The organism is Mesorhizobium sp. M8A.F.Ca.ET.021.01.1.1 (assembly GCF_003998025.1).
Taxonomy (GTDB): Bacteria; Pseudomonadota; Alphaproteobacteria; order Rhizobiales; family Rhizobiaceae; genus Mesorhizobium.
Map to the genome: position 1 here is coordinate 1 of NZ_RZSJ01000044.1, position 18582 is coordinate 18582.

The window sequence follows — 18582 nt, forward strand, 5'->3', positions numbered from 1 at the left end:
ACAATGGCGATGCCGGCGGTGATGCGGGCGCGGCCCAGTAATGTGAAGAAAGGCGTTGCCTGGAAGGCGGCGGCCTGACATTTGAGAGAACGCCAGGCGTCCGATTTCGACGCGTTCGCGGCGTAGTCATTTTAAGCCGCGCTTGCCCTACCGGAAAACCGGTTTCAGGGTGAGGCGCCAGGGATGTGCGGGCGACATGAATTTGCAGAGTATGACCGGTTTCGCGCGGGCCGTCGCCGAGCACGACGGCACCTCCATTGCCTGGGAAGTCAAATCCGTCAATGGCAAGAGCGTCGAGGTGCGACTGCGGCTGCCCCAAGGATTCGAGCGGCTGGAACCTGTGGTCAGGCAAACGCTGCAGAAGCGTTTCGCCCGCGGCAATTTCCAGGCGACGCTGACCATCGGCCGCGCCGCCGGCACGCAGGCGCAACCTATCGTCAACGAGGCGTTTCTGAAGGATCTTGCCGGCCTGGCCAAGCGGCTGCAGGAGCAGTTCGGCGTCGCGCCCGCGACGGCTGACGGATTGCTGTCGCTGCGTGGTGTGCTCGACGTACCTGAAACCATCGAGACCGAAGAGGCGCGGACCGCACTCGACGCCGCCATCATGGCCGCGCTCGACGTGGCGCTGAACGGCCTGGAACAGGCCAGGCACGGTGAGGGCGCAGCACTGGCCGTGCTTTTGTCCGGCCATGTCGATACTATCGAGACGCTGACCCTGCGCGCGGAAGCTGACCCGTCACGCGATGCGGCGGTGATCCGCGAACGCATCGCCGAGCAGGTCAGGCTGCTGATGGACGCATCCGCCAATCTGGATGCAAGCCGGCTGCACATGGAGGCGGCGTTCCTTGCCACCAAGGCCGATATTCGCGAAGAGATCGACCGGCTGAAAACGCATGTCGCGTCTGGCCGGGCCTTGCTTGAGGGCGGCGGCGCGGTCGGCCGCAAGCTCGATTTTCTGGCACAGGAATTTAACCGCGAATCAAATACGCTGTGCTCCAAGTCGAACGCCGCGACAGTCACAGCGATTGGGCTGGAGTTGAAGGCCGTGGTCGACCAGTTTCGTGAACAGGTCCAGAATCTGGAGTAGCCGATGGTTGCCAAGGAACCGATGGTTCCCAGGGATTTGGGGTCCCGCATCCGCCGCCGGGGGTTGATGCTCGTCCTGTCGTCTCCATCGGGGGCCGGCAAGTCGACGATCGCGCGCAACCTTCTGGAGAGCGATTCAAGCCTTGAACTGTCGGTCTCGGTTACCACAAGGCCGCGCCGGGGTTCGGAAATCGAGGGCGTTCACTACCACTTCCGCACGATGCGCGAATTCGAGCGGTTGCGCGATTCCGACGCGCTCCTCGAATGGGCGGAGGTGCACGGCAATTGCTACGCGACACCGCGCGAGCCGGCCGAACTGGCGCTGGCGCAGGGCCGCGACATGCTGTTCGACATTGACTGGCAGGGCGCTCAGCAGCTCAAGGAGAAGATGCGCGCTGACATCGTCTCGATCTTCATCCTGCCTCCGTCGATGAAAGAATTGAAGGCGCGGCTGAAGCGCCGCGCCGAGGACCAGGAAGCGGTGATCGAGACGCGGCTGAAGAACGCCCGCAACGAGATCGAGCACTGGAAGGAATATGACTTCGTCATCGTCAACGACGATCTCGACCGTGCCTTCGCCGAAGTGCGCGGCATCGTCGTTGCCGAGCGGCTGCGGCGCGACCGCCGGCCGGGTCTCTTCGATTTCGTGTCGGGATTGCTGGACGAGAAAACGGTGTGATCGCCCTTTCCTTCTTCCCGTCAACGGGGAGAAGGTGGCCCGAAGGACCGGACGAGGGGCAGCACCATACCTTCGCAACTTCGCACTGCCCTTCATCTGCCTGCCGGCATCGTCTCCCCGTGAACGGAGAGAGCGGAGTTAGACCGCATTGGTCAGCCGCACGAACTCCTCGACGCTGAGTGTTTCCGCCCTGCGCGTCGGGTCGATCCCCGCTCGTTCGAGCAAGGCCTCGCCGCCGAGGCTTTTCACGCTCTGGCGCAGCATCTTCCGGCGTTGGCCGAAGGCGGCTTCCGTGACTCGGCCGAGTTTCTTCACATCGGCGGGCAGGGGTGTCGTGCGCGGCTCCAGGTGCACCACCGAAGAGGTGACCTTGGGTGGCGGCGTGAAGGCCTGAGGCGGGACGTCGAAGGCGATCCTGGCCTGCGTGCGCCAGCCGGCGAGCACGCCCAGCCTGCCATAGGCATCGCTGTCGGGTGCCGCCACGATGCGCTGGGCGACCTCACGCTGGAACATCAGCGTCATCGAGGCGTAGTAGGGCGGCCAGTTTGGGACCGTCAGCCATCGGACCAGCAGTTCCGTGCCGATATTGTAAGGCAGGTTGGCCACGATCCGGACCGGACCGTGGTCGGCCTCCGAGGCGAGTGCCGCGAAGTCGGTCTTCAGCGCGTCGCCCGAAATCACCTCCAGCCGACCGGGGTAATGAGCGGAGACTTCGGCAAGCGCAGCCAGGCAGCGTTCGTCGCGCTCGATGGCAACGACCCGGCGGGCGCCGTTCGATAGCAGCGCCCTTGTCAGCCCTCCAGGCCCGGGCCCGACCTCGATCACCGTGGCATTTGCCAGGTCGCCGGCGCTGCGTGCGATCTTGCCGGTCAGATTGAGATCGAGCAGGAAGTTCTGGCCGAGAGCCTTTTTCGCCTGCAGCCCATGGCGCTCGATGACGTCGCGCAGTGGTGGCAGCCCATCGATGCTCATGCGCGAAGACCGGAAGCGGAAGCACTCATGCGGCGACGGCCTTCGCGTCGATGTCGGCGAGCTTCCTGGCGAGCTTCAGCGCCGCTATCAGGCTGTCCGGCCGCGCCACGCCCTTGCCGGCGATGTCGAAGGCGGTGCCGTGGTCGGGGGAGGTGCGGATGAAGGGCAGGCCCAGCGTGACGTTGACAGCTTCGTCGAAGGCCAGCGTCTTGGCCGGGATCAACGCCTGGTCGTGATACATGCACAGTGCGGCGTCGTAGCCTGCCCGCGCCCGGGCATGGAACAGCGTGTCGGCGGGCAAGGGCCCGAAAGCATCGATGCCTTCAGCGCGCAGGGTGTCGACCGCTGGGCGCACGATATGCTCGTCTTCCATGCCCATGGAGCCGCCTTCGCCGGCATGCGGATTGAGGCCGGCAATGGCGAGCCGAGGCCTGGCGATGCCGAAGCGGCCGGCAAGGTCGGCCGCGGTGATGCGTGCGGTCGCGACGATCAATTCGGTGCTCAGGGCCTTCGGCACGTCGGCCAGGGCGATGTGGATGGTTACGGGAACCGTGCGTAAGTCCGGGCCTGCCAGCATCATCACCGGCATCGCCTCGACGCCGCTGTGCCGAGCCGCCAGATGCGCCAGATATTCGGTGTGGCCGGGAAAACGGAAGCCGGCATCATAGAGCGGCTTCTTGGCGATCGGGCAAGTCACCACGGCGGCCGCCTCGCCGGCAAGGCAGGCCTCGACCGCGCGGTCGATCGCTTCGATGGTGCCGGCTGCGTTGGCGGGGTCTGGCCGGCCGGGGCTGTCGATGAAGCGCTCCGTCAGGGGAACGATCGGCAAGGCGCGGCCAAAGACCTCGATCGCCTGCACCGGCGTCACTTCCTGGACAGGCAGCGAAACGCCAAGGTGGCGCGCGCGCGCCGCGACCACGGCCGGGTCGGCCAGAAGGTAGAAGGGGGGCAAGCCGACGGCGTCCCGCGCAAGGAAGCCGGCGATGGCGATTTCAGGGCCGATACCGGACGGATCGCCGACGCTCAACGCCAGCGCGGTCATCGCGCGGCCCACGTCAGCGCTTGACGATGCGGGCTTTAGCCTTCAGCTCGTCAACATATTTCTTGCTGAGATCGTCGGCGGCCTTGTCGTTGGAGCCTTCGCTCTGGAATACCATCTGTGCCGTCTTGTCGTCGGACACTTCGCGCGACGAGCAGATGCCGATGAATTCGACGCCGCGTTCGGTCTCGCGCGTGACGGTGGCGCCACCGACCTTGGTCGCCTTGATCTGCTCGGCCCAGTCCGGCGGTAGTTGCGGCGCCAGAATCCGGCCGAGGTCGCGAACGGTGACGTCGATCAGGCCCTTGGCGAACTCGCGTGTCGTGTTGCAGCCGTTGAAGCGGGCACGCATGGCATCGGCCTCGCGCTTGCGCTTGGCCAGTGTCGCGCTGCGTTCGGCCGCTGGCACGACGAAGATGACCTGCTGCAGCATGTATTCCATGGCGCTCGGCTTGGCGCCGCCCTTGTCAAGCATGCGCCGCACCGCGTCCTGTTCGGTCACGCTGCCACCTTCACCGGAGCGGTAACGCGCGCTCAAGGCTTGGTTCCATGCCATCTGGGCACGAATGAACTCCTTGAAATGGTCCTTGCTGACGCCGGATTTTTCCATGACGCCGTCGAGCTGGCCGAGCTGCATCTTGTTGTTGGTGGCAAAGCGCTGATAGGCGGCCTCAACCTGGGCATCGCTGATACGGATGCCAAGCCGTCTGGCCTCGGCGAGGCGCAGCGTCTGGTCGATCATTTCCTGGGCAGCGTCGCCCTTCTTGTGTTGCAGCTTCAGGAAGGCGGCACGATGGGCGATGTCACCACTGGTGATTGCTATGTCGTTGACGACGTATTTGATCTCGCTGGCGAAAGCCGGCGGCGTCATCACGGTCATCGACAGGGATGTCGCCGCCACAAGCAACGCGAACCCTGCTGAAAAGAGGTATTTCCTCATCGTTGGCATCCCAATTCTATTCCGGCTCCGCCCAATTCCGTCCCCTTCCGGATACGCGAATCCGTGCCAGCCCTATGCGGCGAAACGATGTCGCCGCTTATTGGATGGTGTCGATTGCGTTGGTCGACGAGCCGAAGTCGCCGAGGGTGCGGAACGACAGGTTGAATCCGATGCTCTGCGTCACTTCCCTGGTGTTCAGGTCACGCGACTGCGCGTACGTCATCAGATAGGTGAAGCAGGAATCGTTGTAGGCGAAGCCCACCCCGTCCTTGACCAGCAGGCCCTCCTGCAAATCGTAGGTTCCTGTTCCGAACACGCGCCAGTTCTCGGCAAGATGTGTCGATGCGCCGAGCGTGACCTCGTGACGGTCGGTCGTGAACCCATAGAGCGGCTGGGCCTGGATGAAGGCATACTTGGCGCTCAACGACACCGGCAGGCCGGAATAAGCAGCTTTCAGCTCGGCGCGGCGGATCTCGAAGCTCTGTTCGTCGAAACGGCCGCTGACGGAGGCCGCGAAGCCATTGGGGCTGGTTATGCCAAACAGGCCGACATAGTCGGACTTGGTCGTCTCAAGCCCTGAATTTGCGCCGACATTGACCAGATCGGGTGCCGCAAAGGAGTTTTCGCCGCCAATCTGATAGGACTGGCCGAAGATCGCATTGGTGCCCCAGCCGTTGATGTAGGAGCCGGAATAGCGCAGGCCGACATTGGCACGCGAGCCGCCCTCGATGCGGTCGTAACCGGAGAACTTGTCGCGTTCGAACAGCGTGGTTGCATCGAAAACCATGCTTTGAGCGTCTTCGTTCGGAATGGAGAGGCCGCCGACATACTGTTCGTTCGGGCGCAGGAACACCTGAGCCATCGGCTCGACAACGTGGCTCGACCCGCTGGCCAGCGAGAACAACAGCGGCCAGCTCATCTCGAGCCCGGCGGTCGCCATGTAGCGTGCGAAGGACGAGCGCATGTCTTCGCTGGTATGTATGTCAGGGTTGGCGGCCATCTCCTGAATGGCCGCGAGCGAAGCCGATGACGCGCGGACGTAGTCAACATCGCCCTGGAATGCCAGCAGTGGTGTCAATACCAGCCCATCATCGGTAACGAATGTCCGCTTCCATTCGGCTTCGGTGGTGAGTCTGCCAGACTCGCCCTCTATGCCACGGACACGCTGTGCCGGCGTGGCAGAATCGTATGGCGTGTTGAAAGCTTCGTCAAGATCTTCGCGGCGAATGACTCGCGTATTTACGTTGAACGACAACTGGCCGCCGGCGACCGATGTGTCGGGGATATAGGCATAGTCGAGCGAGGGCAGCACCCAAGGCTGCTGGCCGCTTCGCGCCGCGGCATTTTCGTTGGGCGTATCTTCCTGGACCTCGAAATGCATGGCGCGCACGTCGAAATAATTACGGTCATTAAGGCCGGTCAGGTAGACGGACGACTGGTGAACGTAGGCATTGTACTTGGCGATGTTGTAGGTGTTGGAGAAGTTCTTGTCGGTCTGCAGCAACACGTCCCAGCCGAAATTCCAGCGTTCGTTGATCGCGAACTGCCCCTGCGTGCCCATCATGCCGCGGAACTTGTTCGGATCGCCCACCGCGCCGGAATCGATATTGTGACCAGCGGTCGAGGGGAATGCCGCGCCGTCGATGAAGGCGTCCGGATCCTGCTGCTGAATGCCGGCGATCTTGAAAGTGTATTCGCCATTGTTGAAGCGCTGGCGCCATTCGGCTTCGCCGAGGAAGCCCTGCTTGGTGTAGCCGCTTCCGGTCACCGTCAGGTCATATGTCGGCGAAAGGGCGAAATAGTAGGGGATCTTGACGCTGTACCCCAAGTGACTGTTGTAGCCGATACTGGGGATCAGGAAGCCGCTCTTGCGCTTCACCGTCGGGTCGGCGATCTCGAACGCCGGCAAGTAGGCCAGCGGAAACCCGAAGAACTCGAAATTCGCGTTCTCGAAGCGAACCGTCTTCTTCTCGCCGTTCCAGATGATCTTTCTGGCTTTGACGCGCCATGTCGGCGCCTTGTCGGGCTTGTCTTCGCATGGTTCGCAGGCAGTGTAGACACCATTGTGGAAGGTGGTCAGCACGCCGCCCATGCGTTCGGCGCTTTCGGCGGCGAAATAGGCCTTGTCGACGGTTTCAACGCGCAGCGCGTTGACGAAGCCGTCTGCGAAATCGTCGGTGATGTCGATGTGCTGCGAATTGATCTTGGTGCCGTCGCTGTTGACGATCTCGACATTGCCGCTGGCAACCATTCGCTTGGTGTTGCGGTTGTACACGACCTTCTGGGCGACGAGGCGGTTGCCGCCATAGTCGATCTGCACGCCGCCGATGGCGGTCACCGTCTGGTTGTCGTTGTTGTATTCCAGCGTGTCGGCGGCGAGCAGCATCTGCGAGCCGGACGGAACCGTGGTCGCCATGTTGCCGACATCCTGCGCGAACGCCGGCAGCGGGACGCCGCAGGCGACCAGGCACGCCAAGGCGCTCGCCGCATAGAGGCGCGCCAAACGGGCCTGCCTGTCGCTGGGCAAAAACGCCTCCCTCACTAGCCGTCTTCCTTGTATAGCAGGAAAGTCACCCCGAAGAACATAGCTACCACGACCGGCACCCAGGCGGCTATGGCAGTCGGCACGAACCCCGCCACGCCGAACGCCTTCACCAGCACCGAAACGACATAAAGCAGAAACCCGGCAACGACGCCACCCAGAATCATCGTTGCCGACTGCCCCATTCGCGCAAATCGCATTGAAACTGTTGCCGCAATCAGCGTCATGGCGACGAGGAGAAACGGCAACGCCACCAGCGAATCAAACTGCATGGCAAAGGCATTTGCCTTGAGGCCGAAGGAACGGGCAACCTCGATTTTTCCGGGCAGGTCATAGAAGGGAATTGTCTCCGGGCGTGCCAGCCGCTCCTGCACGAATTCCGGCTTCAGATTGGTCGGCACACGATCGTTCGCGACGGGCTGGATGGTGCCGTTCCTGAAGATCTTCACATCCTGCAATTCCCAATAACCGTCGCGCAGGTAAGCACGCGCCGCATCCTTGCGCTCGACGATATTGCCTTGCTGGTCGAGGATGAAAAAGACCGCGTCGGCCATCTCCAGACCCTGGTCGAGGATGGCCCGCGCGCCGATGATAGTATCGCCGGAACTGGTTTTCTGGCGAATCCAGGGAGCGGCGTCGGCCGAAACCGTGTTGGATTTGCCGGAGCGCAGCTGCGTCTCGATCTGTTCGGACAAGGAGAAGGCGTGCGCGGCGAGCGGGTTGATGATTCCGACCGAGACGGCGCCGAACAGCAGTGCGCCGATGCAGCACGGCAAAAGGAACTGCCAGGCGGAAACGCCCGCGGACCGCGCGATGACAAGTTCGTACCGCCGGTTGAGCGAAACCAGCGTCGCCATCGCCGAGAACAAGCCGACAAACGGCACCGTCTGCAGCATGATCATGGGCATTCGAAGGCCGGAAATGGCCATCGCCGTGCCATAGGTGAACCCTGGCAGGCCGGTGGTGCGGCCGGACAGTTCGGTGAAATCGATAAGGAATACCAGTGCCAGAAGGCCGAGGAAGAACCAGATCGTGATCGCCACGTAGCGGAAGAAGAAATATCGACCCAGAGTCCAGCCCATCAGCCGACCCCCTGGCCTGAGGTGTCGCGCCTGGAGAGACGCAATTTGAGGGCATTCCAGCCATCACCGATTCGGCTGGCCAGGTTTGTCATCCAGTCCGCCCAGGCAACCGGCAGTTCCATGGTCCGGTTCGATACGATGAACCAGATCGCCACCGCGGAAGCCACGATCGGCACGCCATAGACCATGTAGGCATATTGCGGGACCTCATCGGCCTTGCTGGCGGCGAAGAAACCCAGCCAGCGCACGAACAGCGATATCGCGATGGCGGTGATCAGCGGATTGACGCGCGCCTCGCGATGCGAACGCGCGTCTCCCGCCACCGCGAGCGCGATCAGCGCAAAAACCATGGAGTAGGTCCATTCCGAAAACCGCTGGTCGACCTCGGCCCGGTACTCCTGGGGACTTTGCTGGTAATTCTTGTCGTTAGGACTTGGATTGAGCAGGTATTGGGTGGTCTGGTCCTTTGGCAGGAGCGTCACCTGGTTGGCCGCCGACATGAAGGCCGACATGTCGAAGGCATAGGACGTGAACCGGATGACACTGAGGTCGCCCGTCAGCGTTTTGCGATGGATGACGCCATCATTCATCATCAGCACCTTTTCGCCGCCGCGTTCGATGATGCTGCCGGTCTTGGCATAATAGACGAGATTGACGCCTTCCTCGCGCGAATCGGCGACGAAGATGCCACCCAGCCGGTTGTCGGGAAGCCGCTCGCCAATCTGCAGGAACAGTCCGTCCTCGATCTTGCGGAAGGTGCCTTCCTGGATGATCAGCGACAAAAGGTCGGCGCGCGACTCCGCCACCAGGGCGCGGTTCTTCTGTCGTGCATAGGGGTCGATGCCGTTGTCCACGGCGAACGAAAAGACGCTGGCGGCCAGCGCCAGCAGCATGATCGGCCGCACGATGGTCCATCGTGAGGCTCCCGATGCATTGACCACCGCGAGTTCCGAATCCGAATTCATCACACTGAGCGTCTGGGCGACCGCCACCACGAGCGCGAAAGGCACGACGATCGGAACGATGGAGGGGAGAATAAGGGACGCGACCTCGAAGAAGGTCAAAGCTGACTGACCGCTGTCGGTGACCAGGTTGATCTTGGCCAACACCTGCGTCGTCCACACGATGGCCAGCGTCCAGACCAGTGCTGCCAGGAAGACCACGAAAGTGCGGCGCATGATGTAGCGTTCAACGACCTTCATGAAGGCTTTACTCGATTTTCTCGAACGGCATCATGCCACCACGCTAAGGGTAGCTGTCCGGCGACGCCCGCACAACTGGCTCCGTTGGGCTGCATTAGGCAGGCGATCCGGTTCCCGTCCCACGTCGCGTGCCGCAGTAGGCCGGAGTGTCGGCGGCAATGGATAAGAAAGGACGAACATCGATGGTTAACAACAGGTTGCGGCATGAAGCGGAGCCGTTCCGCGACGAATCGCCATCGATTCCATGTCTCATATGGGTAGCCATTTTGGCAAAGTCTTGCCAAATGCCGGAAAACGACCAAATGTCGCGGATCGCTTCAAACCGCTTCGCGCATCATCGCGCAATCCCCGAAAGCAGGACATGATGAACCCGAGACCGTCGATCGCCTTTGCAAAATTCGCCGCGCCCCAGACGGCGGCGAACAGAAAGGGCACGGTCTTCGTGCTGTCGGCGGATGACGGTGGCCTGAGCGATATGGCCAGGGCTTACGATCCGGGCAAGACGCTGGATCGGGCTTTCCCGGTCGCCGAATTTACCGGCAAGTTCGCCGGCGCTGTCGAAATCCTGGCGCCGGAGGCAACATCGCTCGACAGGTTGGTCGCGGTCGGCGCAGGCAGGGTGTCGGGGCTCGACGAGTATGCCTGGCTGAAGCTCGGCGGCACCATTGCGGCATCGCTGCGCAAGGCAACCGACGTGGCCGTGGTGCTCGACCTGGCCGGTGCCTCGCCCGATGGCAAGGACGCCGCGAACCTTGCGGCCGGCATTCTCTTGCGCGGCTATTCCTTCGACAAGTACAAGACCAGGAAGGATAAGGACGACGGCCAGGGCAGCGGCAAGGCCGATCCGAAAAAGCCGGTCAAGGTGACCATCCATACCGCCGATCCGGTGGGCGCCAAGAAAGCCTTCGCCGATGCCGAGGCGGTGATCGACGGTGTGCTTCTGGCGCGCGATCTGGTCAACGAACCGGCAAACGTGCTGGGACCAGTCGAATTCGCCGCCCGCGCCAAGGAACTCGAGGCGCTTGGCGTCAAGGTCGAGATCCTGGCCGAAAAGGAGATGAAGAAGCTCGGCATGGGCTCGCTGCTCGGTGTCGCGCAGGGCTCGCCGCGTGGCGCCCGTATGGCGGTCATGCAATGGAACGGCGGCAAGCCCAAGGACAGCCCGGTCGCCTTCGTCGGCAAGGGCGTTACGTTCGACACCGGCGGCAATTCGATCAAGCCGGCGTCCGGCATGGAGGACATGAAGGGCGACATGGGTGGCGCTGCCGCCGTGACCGGGTTGATGCACGCGCTCGCCGCGCGCAAAGCCAAGGCCAATGTCGTCGGCATCATCGGTCTTGTCGAAAACGCGGTCGACGGTTATGCGCAGCGCCCGGGCGACATCGTCACCTCGATGTCGGGACAGACCATCGAGGTGCTCAACACCGACGCGGAGGGGCGCCTCGTCCTGGCCGACGCGCTGTGGTACTGCAACGACCGCTTCCAGCCGAAATTCATGGTCAACCTGGCGACGCTGACCGGCGCCATCATGGTTGCGCTCGGCCTGCATTATGCGGGCCTGTTCTCCAACAACGACGAACTGGCGCAAAGGCTGACCGCGGCCGGACAGTCAACGCAGGAACGGCTGTGGCGCATGCCGCTCGGCGCCGAATACGACAAGCTGATCGATTCCAAGAATGCCGACATGAAGAACATCGGTGGCCGCTACGGCGGCGCGATCATCGCCGCGCAGTTCCTGCAGCGCTTCGTCAAGGACACGCCCTGGGCACATCTCGACATTGCCGGTACCGCGATGGGCTCGCCATTGAACGAGATCAACCAGTCGTGGGGTTCGGGTTTCGGCGTACGGCTGCTGGACCGGCTGGTGCGTGATCACTACGAAAGCTGACGTCGATCCATGGCCGATGTGCTGTTCTACCATCTGACCGAATCGACCCTGGAGGATGCGCTTCCGGGGCTGCTCGAGCGCAGCGTCGATCGCGGCTGGCGCGCCGTGGTGCAGACCGGCACCGAGGAACGGCGAGACGCGCTCGACCAGCATCTGTGGACTTTCCGCGATGATTCCTTCCTGGCGCACGCGACCGATCGCGAAGCCTACCCAACTGAACAGCCAATCCTGCTGACCACCGGCGCCGGCAACCCCAACGAGGCCAAAATCAGGTTCCTGGTCGACGGCGCCGCCCCGCCCGACCTCGGCGGTTACGAGCGTGCGGTTTTCCTGTTCGATGGCCATGACGCGGCCCAGGTCGAGATGGCCCGGGCGCATTGGAAGACGATGAAGGACGCGGGCCACGCCGTGACCTACTGGCAGCAGACGTCAGACCGCCGCTGGGAACGCAAGGCCTAGTTTAGAGCAATTCCAGGAAAACTGTGCACCTATCCAGGGAAAGCGCGTAGCGCACTCCATAGGGAGGTGCGTAAGAACCAAGGGCTGGAGCCGTTCGGCGTTTCCCCGAAACGATGAGCATCTCCAGCCCAGCGTCGCGGATGACAGTTCTAGAGTCTTGCCTTGATTCGGTTCTGTTTCCTGGTGACGTAGTCGCCGTATTTCAATTTCATGAACTCGTCCGAGCGGTTCCGATGCGGGCTCCTGAAAACGTACCATTCGCCATCAGGCGATTTGCGCTTGTAGATCGCCTTGCCGGTCTGGCGATGCTCGAAGCAGGTCATGGAGCCCTTAACGCCCCAGGCGCCGTGCCATTGCGCGCGGTAGCACAACTTGCCGCCGCCGGGGATGAACCATGTCCCGTCGCCATAGCCCGGCTGGCCCTTTTCGGTCGACCAGGCGTTGAATTGCCGCTGCCTGACGGCAAAGAACGCGGCCCCGTGATTGCCCCACATCCACGAATGGTTCTGATAGATTTGGTAGACGCCTTCGTCGGGCACCACGGCGCCCTTTTGCGCCTGCTCGGCGATTTTGGTCGCTGTCTCGGCTGTCGCAGGGACCTGTAAGGCAAGAGCAAGAACGGAGCAGGCGAACGCCGCTCCGACACAATTACCCAGCACTCGTTTCACGGAACTACTCCACAGACTGATTCACGCCACGCCTCAACCATCATGCCGAAACACTGGTCCGGCATGGATGCCAATCAAACAAGAAAGATGGAGATCCATCCCGATCGTGTCGGGACGCATCGAACGATGCGTCTACGGCAGGACGTGCTGGGTCACCCTCCAATCGGGCAGACCATAGCCCCCCAGCCACGGCCACACTTCTTTCTGGTTGAAGTAGACAACGGACGTGAGCGCCGGGAACTCCGCATAGGACTTGCGGGAATCGTCCTGCCACTTCGAAACATAGTCCTGCTTGCCGACATAGCCGAGTTCCGCCACCACGATCGGCTTGTTGAAACCCGCCACGCGGTCATAGCCGGGTTTCAGCATCTCGGCGAACGTACGGTCGCGACCGGCCTCGTCATTGTCCTTTTTCTGCAGGCCGAACACCGACAGGCCGATCACGTCGACATAGTCGTCACCGGGGTAGTATTTTTCCAGGCCTTCTTCACCTTTGGGCGACCACATGTATTTGGCCGCGGGGGCCGCCTTGCGGCAGATATCGACTTCGCGCTTGTAAGCTGAGATCCAGTCCTTGGGAGCCCAGTTGGCCCAGGTGAAGCGGCCGTTCTTGTCTTCCATTTCCTGCGCCCAGCGAATGGTTACCGGGCTTTTCATCTGTCCCACCAGGCCACAGATCGCCTGCATATTGGCATCATACCTGCCGCCCAATATGCCGTCACGCAGTTCGGGCGGCGTGATGCGCCAGTCCTTCGACCAGGTCCACGGCTCGATCGTGATCAACAGCGAGCGACCGCGCTCCTGGGCATAGGTGTCTGCCAGAGGCAGCGTCGATAGATCGACATCTTCCCAAGGCAGGAACAGTTCCTCGATGCTGGCGGTCTTGTCATTGGTGAAATCGCCATACGGATCGTACGAGCCGAATGCCGACGCGGCGCTGCTCGTCTGGACGGGGTCTGTCGCGGGGGCGGAACCGGCGCCTCCCGCGGAAGGAAACGCGGCACTTCCGCCCAAAGCCAGCGCGACTACAAGTACATTTGCTGCGGAGTGTTTCATCGTTGCCCTCCTATGGCCTTAGCTCCCCATGGAAGCCAAGGCTTCGCCCGCCGCATCGATGCCTGATCGACACGACTACCCAACACCGATCGGGTCTATTGGCGGAATCTGCGGGATTTCGGAGCGACCATTGGCGGGTGTGCCCACCTGTGCAAGGGGGCACCCCAATTATCTCTCAAGGCGCCGACACTGAGGAGCTTCAGAGAGAAAGTTCGCCGCGATACTCACAAAATCGCGTCAATATTCCGATATATCATCCCTGACTAATTTAAGAGCCGGACCGGACCAAGAGTCAAGAACAATTAACGATCGGTTAACCTTGGCGCTCGCAACATGGTTAACGCTGCCCGGCGGTGCAGCCTCCAGATCGCCTTGACCCCGGCGAATTCTCCAAAGCGCAAAAAAGGTGCGGTTCATCATTCCGGCATGGGTCGACGGCGACTCTTCGGCGGAATACTTGCTGCGATTCAAAGGCGTTAGGTTAACCAGTTCTCAAGAAAGCTAGTTAAGGATCGGTTAATTTAGTTGACTCTAATGAGATGTGGAGGGATTCTGAAGCCGACCTGAAAAGCGTGTCGGCCGTCGTTCGGCTGATGCTCGGAGTGGCGGCGGTAGTTGTATGAGTGTTTCCGCGGACGCAGGGATCATCAGTCCCAAGACCAGGCCGACCCGGCCGCGTGGGAGGATGCACGCCAACGCCGCGGCGCAGGTTCCTTTCCTGGTGCCCATATTGTCTCCGGTCCGGCAGTGGATCCTGCGGCTCGGCCTGGCTTCCTGGTTCGTCACTCTCGGCTTTTTCTGGATCTGGTGGCTGAAGCCGGACCATATCGGATACCTCGGGTCATACATCTTTGCGACGCTGGTGCTGGCCTGGCTGACCTTGATGCCGATGTATTTTCTGCTCAACGTGCACGCTTCGAGGAAGCCATCCAAGCTTGCCAGCATCCCGAAGCGCTCGCGGGTCGCCATGGTGGTGACCAAGGCGCCGTCCGAACCGTTCGCCGTGGTTGCGCGCACCTTGGAAGCAATGCTTACGCAGGACTATCCGCATGACACCTGGCTGGCCGACGAGGACCCGTCCGAGGAGACGGTTCGCTGGTGCGATGCCCACGGCGTGTTCATTTCGACGCGGCGCGGAAGGGAAGACTACCACCGCAAGACTTGGCCGCGCCGCACCCGTTGCAAGGAGGGCAACCTGGCGTTCTTCTATGACCACTACGGTTATGAGCGCTACGATTTCGTCGCCCAGATGGATGCCGATCACAGGCCGACGCCAACCTATCTCAGGGAAATCCTTTATCCTTTCGCCGATCCGGCGGTCGGCTATGTCTCGGCGCCGAGCATCTGCGACAACAACGCCGCCGAAAGCTGGGCAGCGCGTGGCCGGCTGTTTCCAGAAGGGATGTTTCACGGGCCCTTGCAGTCCGGCCATACCGGTGGCGGCGCGCCGCTTTGCATCGGCTCGCACTATGCCGTTCGAACCAAGGCGCTGAGGCAGGCGGGCGGTCTCGGTCCGGAGTTGGCCGAGGATCACTCCACCTCGATGCTGATCAACGCCGCCGGGTGGCGCGGCGTGCATGCGCTCGACGCCATCGCCCATGGCGACGGCCCGCAGACCTTTGCCGATCTCGTCACCCAGGAATTCCAGTGGTCGCGCAGCCTGATGACGATCCTGCTCGAATACTCGCCCACATATTTTCCCAAATTGCCCTGGAGGCTGAAGTTTCAGTTCCTGTTCTGCCAGCTCTGGTATCCACTGTTCGCCATCTTCGCATTGCTGATGTACGTCATGCCGATGTATGCGCTCTTCACCGGGCGCAACTTCGCCAACGTCATGTATGCCGACTTCCTTCTTCACTATCTGCCCAACGCCGTTGCTCTGGTGGGCCTGGTCATGATGCTGAAGGCATTCGGCCTCTCTCGGCCGCTGACGGCCAAGACGATAAGCTGGGAAGGCACGCTGTTTCTTTTCTTCGCACGCTGGCCTTGGGTACTGGCCGGCACGCTATCGTCGCTGCGCGATTATCTGACCAAATCCTTCGTCGATTTCCGTGTCACCCCCAAGGGCAGCGGTCCCAAAAGCCTGTTGCCGGTCCGCGCCTTCGTTCCCTATGTGGCGCTGGCCATCGGCGCGGCACTGCCCGTGTTGATAATTGAGCACCCTTTCGACGCGACCGGCTTTTTCTGGTTCGCGGCGTTCAATGCATTCCTCTATGGGCTTTTGGTGGTGGTGATCGTTTCAAGACACGTCATCGAGAACAAGATCCCGTTGCGCGCCAATGCCGCGAAGATGACCTTGCAGGCCTCGCTCGCCGTGCTGGCGCTCGCCGTGCCGGCCGTGGGCTTCTACGATCGCGGCATGGAAGGCGTCTACGGATTGCAGCAGGGCGCCGGCGGCTTGCGCATCGTGCGCATAGCCTATGTGATTTCCGGCGCCGGCCAGGGTAATATCGGTGCCCGCAATTTCTACTTCGATCCGGGTTGGGAAACGCCGCGCTGACGTTGAAGAGGCGCGCGCGACAACGCTTCCCGGAACATTCGCCTTGTGAGCCGGCGGCCGTCCGCGCAACCCCGGCGCAGTCTCAATAGATTCAGTTTTAATAATATCCGATCGAGTGCGGACAGACCGCGCTCATCATGTCGCTTGCGCGATTCTTAATAAGTATCCCCTAATATAAGATCATGATGCGAGCGGCGTGAGGCTGCTAGCGTGGCGCGGAACACAAAATAACCGACAATATATCCCCGCGCTCCAGTGGCTTATGTTTTTGCAGGGGACGTCGATGAAAACATATATTGGAAATTGGCCAAGGATCGGCAAGAAATATGCCTGTGCATTCGCAGCTGTTGCATTGATCTCGATGGTGTCCGGTTGTCAGAGTATGGATGCGACCAAGACCGGCTCGATCAGCACCAGGCCGGAGGCTCATATGCTTGGCCAGAAGGCTCACTACGTCCAGAAGAAACGGTTGCATCTGGTCGATCGCAAATCGCTCACGCGGATCACCAGCGTGACACGCACGAGAGAGGAGGCCTATGCGGCTTTCGTCCGGCCGCAGCGGATCGGCAAGACGGCGCCCGTGAAGGTTTCCTACAGTTTGGGCAATAGCGGGCCGTTGCTCGGTCACTCTCCCTGGATTTGCGGCCCGAGCGGCTTTGGCCAGCGCGCCAGCTGCCGTTCGCGGTACTGAAGCAATTACGGGAACAGTGTGTAACGGTTTTCCCGGGACAAGCGCGTAGCGCTTGCCCTTGCGAAACTGCCTGGAACAAAGAGATGGATTGGTTCGGCGTCCTCTTTGAAACTGTGAACCGTTCTAGGGCGTCAGACCTGGAAGTGGCGGCGTGATTTGACTTATGCAGCCGCCGCTCCGTTCCTCGCGGGGGGCGCGAGCCGAGGGCAAGAGGTTGGCGAGGGATTGCGCCTGATCTCTTGCCCGCGGTCGCCATTCCTGGCGATGGCAATCGGCGGACGCTGCCATTCTGTCCCTCGATCGGCACTTTCCGCCTGAAACCGAAATCCCTGTCCGGTATTCCGATCACGTCACGACAAACGGGCGGGGCGGTGCCAGCCGCTATCATTGTCTTCCGGCGCCGACCGCGGCCGCGCGACGTAGGCCGACGATCCGTTCGCTTCGTGATAGACGCGTGCCAGCATTTCCGCCAGCACGCCCGACGTCACCATCTGCACCCCGGCGATCAGCAGGAAGAAGCCGGTGAACAGCATCGGCCGTGTTCCGATGGCTTCCTCGAAAAACACCTTCAGACAAAGCAGATAGGCAAGGATCAGCGAACCCAGCGCGCCGAGCACGATGCCGATACCACCGAAGAAATGACCGGGCCGGGTGCGATAGCGCATGAAAAAATACATGAACACCAGATCGAGCACGACCCTGAAGGTGCGCGAAATCCCGTATTTGGACTGACCGTGAATGCGGGCGTGATGCGTCACCACCTCTTGTGCGATGCGTCGTGGGGTCGTCACCGTGGCCAGCCATGCCGGGATGAAGCGGTGCATCTCGCCATAGAGCTTGACGCTGCGGATGACGGTGCCGCGATAGACCTTGAGGCTGCAGCCATAATCCTTGAGGCGCACGCCGGTGACACGCGCGATCAACGCGTTGGCGATGCGCGAGGGGAGCCGGCGCATAAAAAACCCTTCCTGGCGATCCTTGCGCCAGCCGACCACCAGGTCGAGATCCTCGCTCAGCAAGCGGTAGACCATGCGCGGAATGTCGTAGGGATCGTTCTGCAGGTCGCCGTCGATCGTGGCGATGACGTCGCCGCGTGCCGCGTCTATGCCGGCCTGCATGGCGGCGGTCTGCTTGTAGTTGCGCACCAGCTCGACCGAATGCACATGCGGGCCGTATTGCGCCGCCAGGCGCCTGATCTCGCTCACGGTCGCGTCGGTGCTGCCGTCATCGACCAGCACGACCTCCCATGGCTGGCCATAATGTTCCATGGCCTGGTGAATCCGCGCCAGCAGCGGCTCGACGTTTTCGGCCTCGTTATACATGGGCACGACGATGGACAGCGTATGGTCCGGCATCACCGCGCCGTCGGGCAGTCCCGAAGCAGGGATAGGTAATACGGTCATAGGGATGGCTTCCTTGCAGATCCGGCGGCCGGGTTCCCCGGCAGCGTCGATTTCGAGGGAAACAGCCAGGCAATCGCGCCCGTGACGACAGCTGAGCACAGGATGAAGAGGTGCAATGCCAGCGCCGCCTGCAAGCCGCTCTTCATCGCAATTCCGGAAGTCAGCAGCGCCGCCGCCGCCGCCGCTTCGTAGGTGCCGAAACCGGCGACGCCTTGCACCGGCAATATCGCGGCGCCTTCGGCGCCGACGACGCCTGGAAAGGCGGTGGTGAACGATGTGCCAAGTATCAGCGCCAGCAGCCATCCCTGCACGGCGAGCTTCAGCGACCAGTTGGCGATCGTCCACCACCAGCCGTAGCGCGAGCGCCCCGACGCC

General features: G+C 61.9%; 15 protein-coding genes and 1 pseudogene. 6 read left to right on the forward strand and 10 right to left on the reverse strand.

Annotation, left to right across the window (positions count from 1 at the left end; translation table 11 throughout):
- Positions 1 to 196: 196 nt before the first annotated feature.
- On the forward strand, positions 197 to 1087 hold the full coding sequence (locus EOA36_RS06295; protein ID WP_127276073.1) for a YicC/YloC family endoribonuclease: 891 nt from the start codon (positions 197 to 199) through the stop codon (positions 1085 to 1087).
- A gap of 21 nt (positions 1088 to 1108) precedes the next feature.
- Entirely contained in the window at positions 1109 to 1765 is a 657-nt protein-coding gene (gmk, locus tag EOA36_RS06300; RefSeq protein WP_027053294.1) for a guanylate kinase, read from the forward strand.
- A 138-nt stretch (positions 1766 to 1903) separates the two neighbouring features.
- Here the strand turns inward: gmk and rsmA are convergent, their stop codons facing one another.
- The 6 genes from rsmA to lptF form a co-directional block, all read right to left on the reverse strand.
- Entirely contained in the window at positions 1904 to 2737 is an 834-nt protein-coding gene (rsmA, locus tag EOA36_RS06305) for a 16S rRNA (adenine(1518)-N(6)/adenine(1519)-N(6))-dimethyltransferase RsmA (protein ID WP_127276074.1), read from the reverse strand.
- A gap of 25 nt (positions 2738 to 2762) precedes the next feature.
- The gene (pdxA, locus tag EOA36_RS06310) at positions 2763 to 3779 is read right to left on the reverse strand and encodes a 4-hydroxythreonine-4-phosphate dehydrogenase PdxA (protein WP_189553134.1); all 1017 of its coding nucleotides are present in this window, start codon (positions 3777 to 3779) and stop codon (positions 2763 to 2765) included.
- A gap of 13 nt (positions 3780 to 3792) precedes the next feature.
- Entirely contained in the window at positions 3793 to 4725 is a 933-nt protein-coding gene (locus tag EOA36_RS06315) for a peptidylprolyl isomerase (RefSeq protein ID WP_167531199.1), read from the reverse strand.
- A gap of 88 nt (positions 4726 to 4813) precedes the next feature.
- Positions 4814 to 7258 (reverse strand): LPS-assembly protein LptD, encoded by a 2445-nt coding sequence (locus EOA36_RS06320; RefSeq protein ID WP_189343619.1) that lies wholly within the window; start codon positions 7256 to 7258, stop codon positions 4814 to 4816.
- Positions 7258 to 8343 (reverse strand): LPS export ABC transporter permease LptG, encoded by a 1086-nt coding sequence (gene lptG / locus EOA36_RS06325; RefSeq protein WP_189343640.1) that lies wholly within the window; start codon positions 8341 to 8343, stop codon positions 7258 to 7260. Before lptG ends, EOA36_RS06320 begins: the two co-directional genes overlap by 1 nt.
- A complete protein-coding gene (gene lptF, locus EOA36_RS06330) occupies positions 8340 to 9542 on the reverse strand; it encodes an LPS export ABC transporter permease LptF (RefSeq protein WP_127276079.1) in 1203 nt (400 codons plus the stop codon). The genes lptG and lptF overlap by 4 nt, the downstream gene beginning before the upstream one ends.
- Before the next feature lie 364 nt (positions 9543 to 9906).
- Between lptF and EOA36_RS06335 the strand changes: the two genes are divergently transcribed.
- A complete protein-coding gene (locus tag EOA36_RS06335) occupies positions 9907 to 11430 on the forward strand; it encodes a leucyl aminopeptidase (protein WP_127276080.1) in 1524 nt (507 codons plus the stop codon).
- A gap of 9 nt (positions 11431 to 11439) precedes the next feature.
- Positions 11440 to 11889 (forward strand): DNA polymerase III subunit chi, encoded by a 450-nt coding sequence (locus EOA36_RS06340; protein ID WP_127276081.1) that lies wholly within the window; start codon positions 11440 to 11442, stop codon positions 11887 to 11889.
- A 149-nt stretch (positions 11890 to 12038) separates the two neighbouring features.
- On the opposite strand, the gene EOA36_RS06345 is transcribed toward EOA36_RS06340, so the two are convergent.
- Both EOA36_RS06345 and EOA36_RS06350 read right to left on the reverse strand, forming a co-directional pair.
- Positions 12039 to 12557, reverse strand: a complete 519-nt coding sequence (locus tag EOA36_RS06345; protein WP_127276082.1) for a DUF995 domain-containing protein — start codon at positions 12555 to 12557, stop codon at positions 12039 to 12041.
- A 132-nt stretch (positions 12558 to 12689) separates the two neighbouring features.
- Positions 12690 to 13613: a glycoside hydrolase family 26 protein gene (locus EOA36_RS06350; RefSeq protein WP_127276083.1), complete on the reverse strand. Its 924-nt coding sequence runs from the start codon at positions 13611 to 13613 to the stop codon at positions 12690 to 12692.
- Between the two features lie 619 nt (positions 13614 to 14232).
- Here EOA36_RS06350 and EOA36_RS06355 point away from each other — a divergent pair.
- A complete protein-coding gene (locus tag EOA36_RS06355; RefSeq protein ID WP_127276084.1) occupies positions 14233 to 16113 on the forward strand; it encodes a cellulose synthase catalytic subunit in 1881 nt (626 codons plus the stop codon).
- A gap of 430 nt (positions 16114 to 16543) precedes the next feature.
- Positions 16544 to 16804, forward strand: coding sequence for a hypothetical protein (locus EOA36_RS38090; protein ID WP_245464269.1), 261 nt, complete (start codon positions 16544 to 16546; stop codon positions 16802 to 16804).
- 350 nt (positions 16805 to 17154) lie between these two features.
- Here the strand turns inward: EOA36_RS38090 and EOA36_RS06365 are convergent, their stop codons facing one another.
- Together EOA36_RS06365 and EOA36_RS06370 are read right to left on the reverse strand one after the other, a co-directional pair.
- Positions 17155 to 18159 (reverse strand): glycosyltransferase family 2 protein, encoded by a 1005-nt coding sequence (locus EOA36_RS06365; protein WP_210212407.1) that lies wholly within the window; start codon positions 18157 to 18159, stop codon positions 17155 to 17157.
- Positions 18160 to 18203: 44 nt separating this feature from the next.
- A pseudogene (locus EOA36_RS06370) lies at positions 18204 to 18582 on the reverse strand (UPF0104 family protein); the annotation flags it as partial.

Excerpts from the sequence above, each read along its gene's own strand:
- lptF (WP_127276079.1), bottom strand. The coding sequence starts at position 9,542 with ATGAAGGTCGTTGAACGCTACATCATGCGCCGCACTTTCGTGGTCTTC.
- pdxA (WP_189553134.1), bottom strand. The coding sequence starts at position 3,779 with ATGACCGCGCTGGCGTTGAGCGTCGGCGATCCGTCCGGTATCGGCCCT.
- EOA36_RS06315 (WP_167531199.1), bottom strand. The coding sequence starts at position 4,725 with ATGCCAACGATGAGGAAATACCTCTTTTCAGCAGGGTTCGCGTTGCTT.
- EOA36_RS06295 (WP_127276073.1), top strand. The coding sequence starts at position 197 with ATGAATTTGCAGAGTATGACCGGTTTCGCGCGGGCCGTCGCCGAGCAC.
- EOA36_RS06365 (WP_210212407.1), bottom strand. The coding sequence starts at position 18,159 with ATGCCGGACCATACGCTGTCCATCGTCGTGCCCATGTATAACGAGGCC.
- gmk (WP_027053294.1), top strand. The coding sequence starts at position 1,109 with ATGGTTCCCAGGGATTTGGGGTCCCGCATCCGCCGCCGGGGGTTGATG.
- rsmA (WP_127276074.1), bottom strand. The coding sequence starts at position 2,737 with ATGAGCATCGATGGGCTGCCACCACTGCGCGACGTCATCGAGCGCCAT.
- EOA36_RS38090 (WP_245464269.1), top strand. The coding sequence starts at position 16,544 with ATGCTTGGCCAGAAGGCTCACTACGTCCAGAAGAAACGGTTGCATCTG.
- EOA36_RS06335 (WP_127276080.1), top strand. The coding sequence starts at position 9,907 with ATGAACCCGAGACCGTCGATCGCCTTTGCAAAATTCGCCGCGCCCCAG.
- EOA36_RS06350 (WP_127276083.1), bottom strand. The coding sequence starts at position 13,613 with ATGAAACACTCCGCAGCAAATGTACTTGTAGTCGCGCTGGCTTTGGGC.
- EOA36_RS06340 (WP_127276081.1), top strand. The coding sequence starts at position 11,440 with ATGGCCGATGTGCTGTTCTACCATCTGACCGAATCGACCCTGGAGGAT.
- EOA36_RS06355 (WP_127276084.1), top strand. The coding sequence starts at position 14,233 with ATGAGTGTTTCCGCGGACGCAGGGATCATCAGTCCCAAGACCAGGCCG.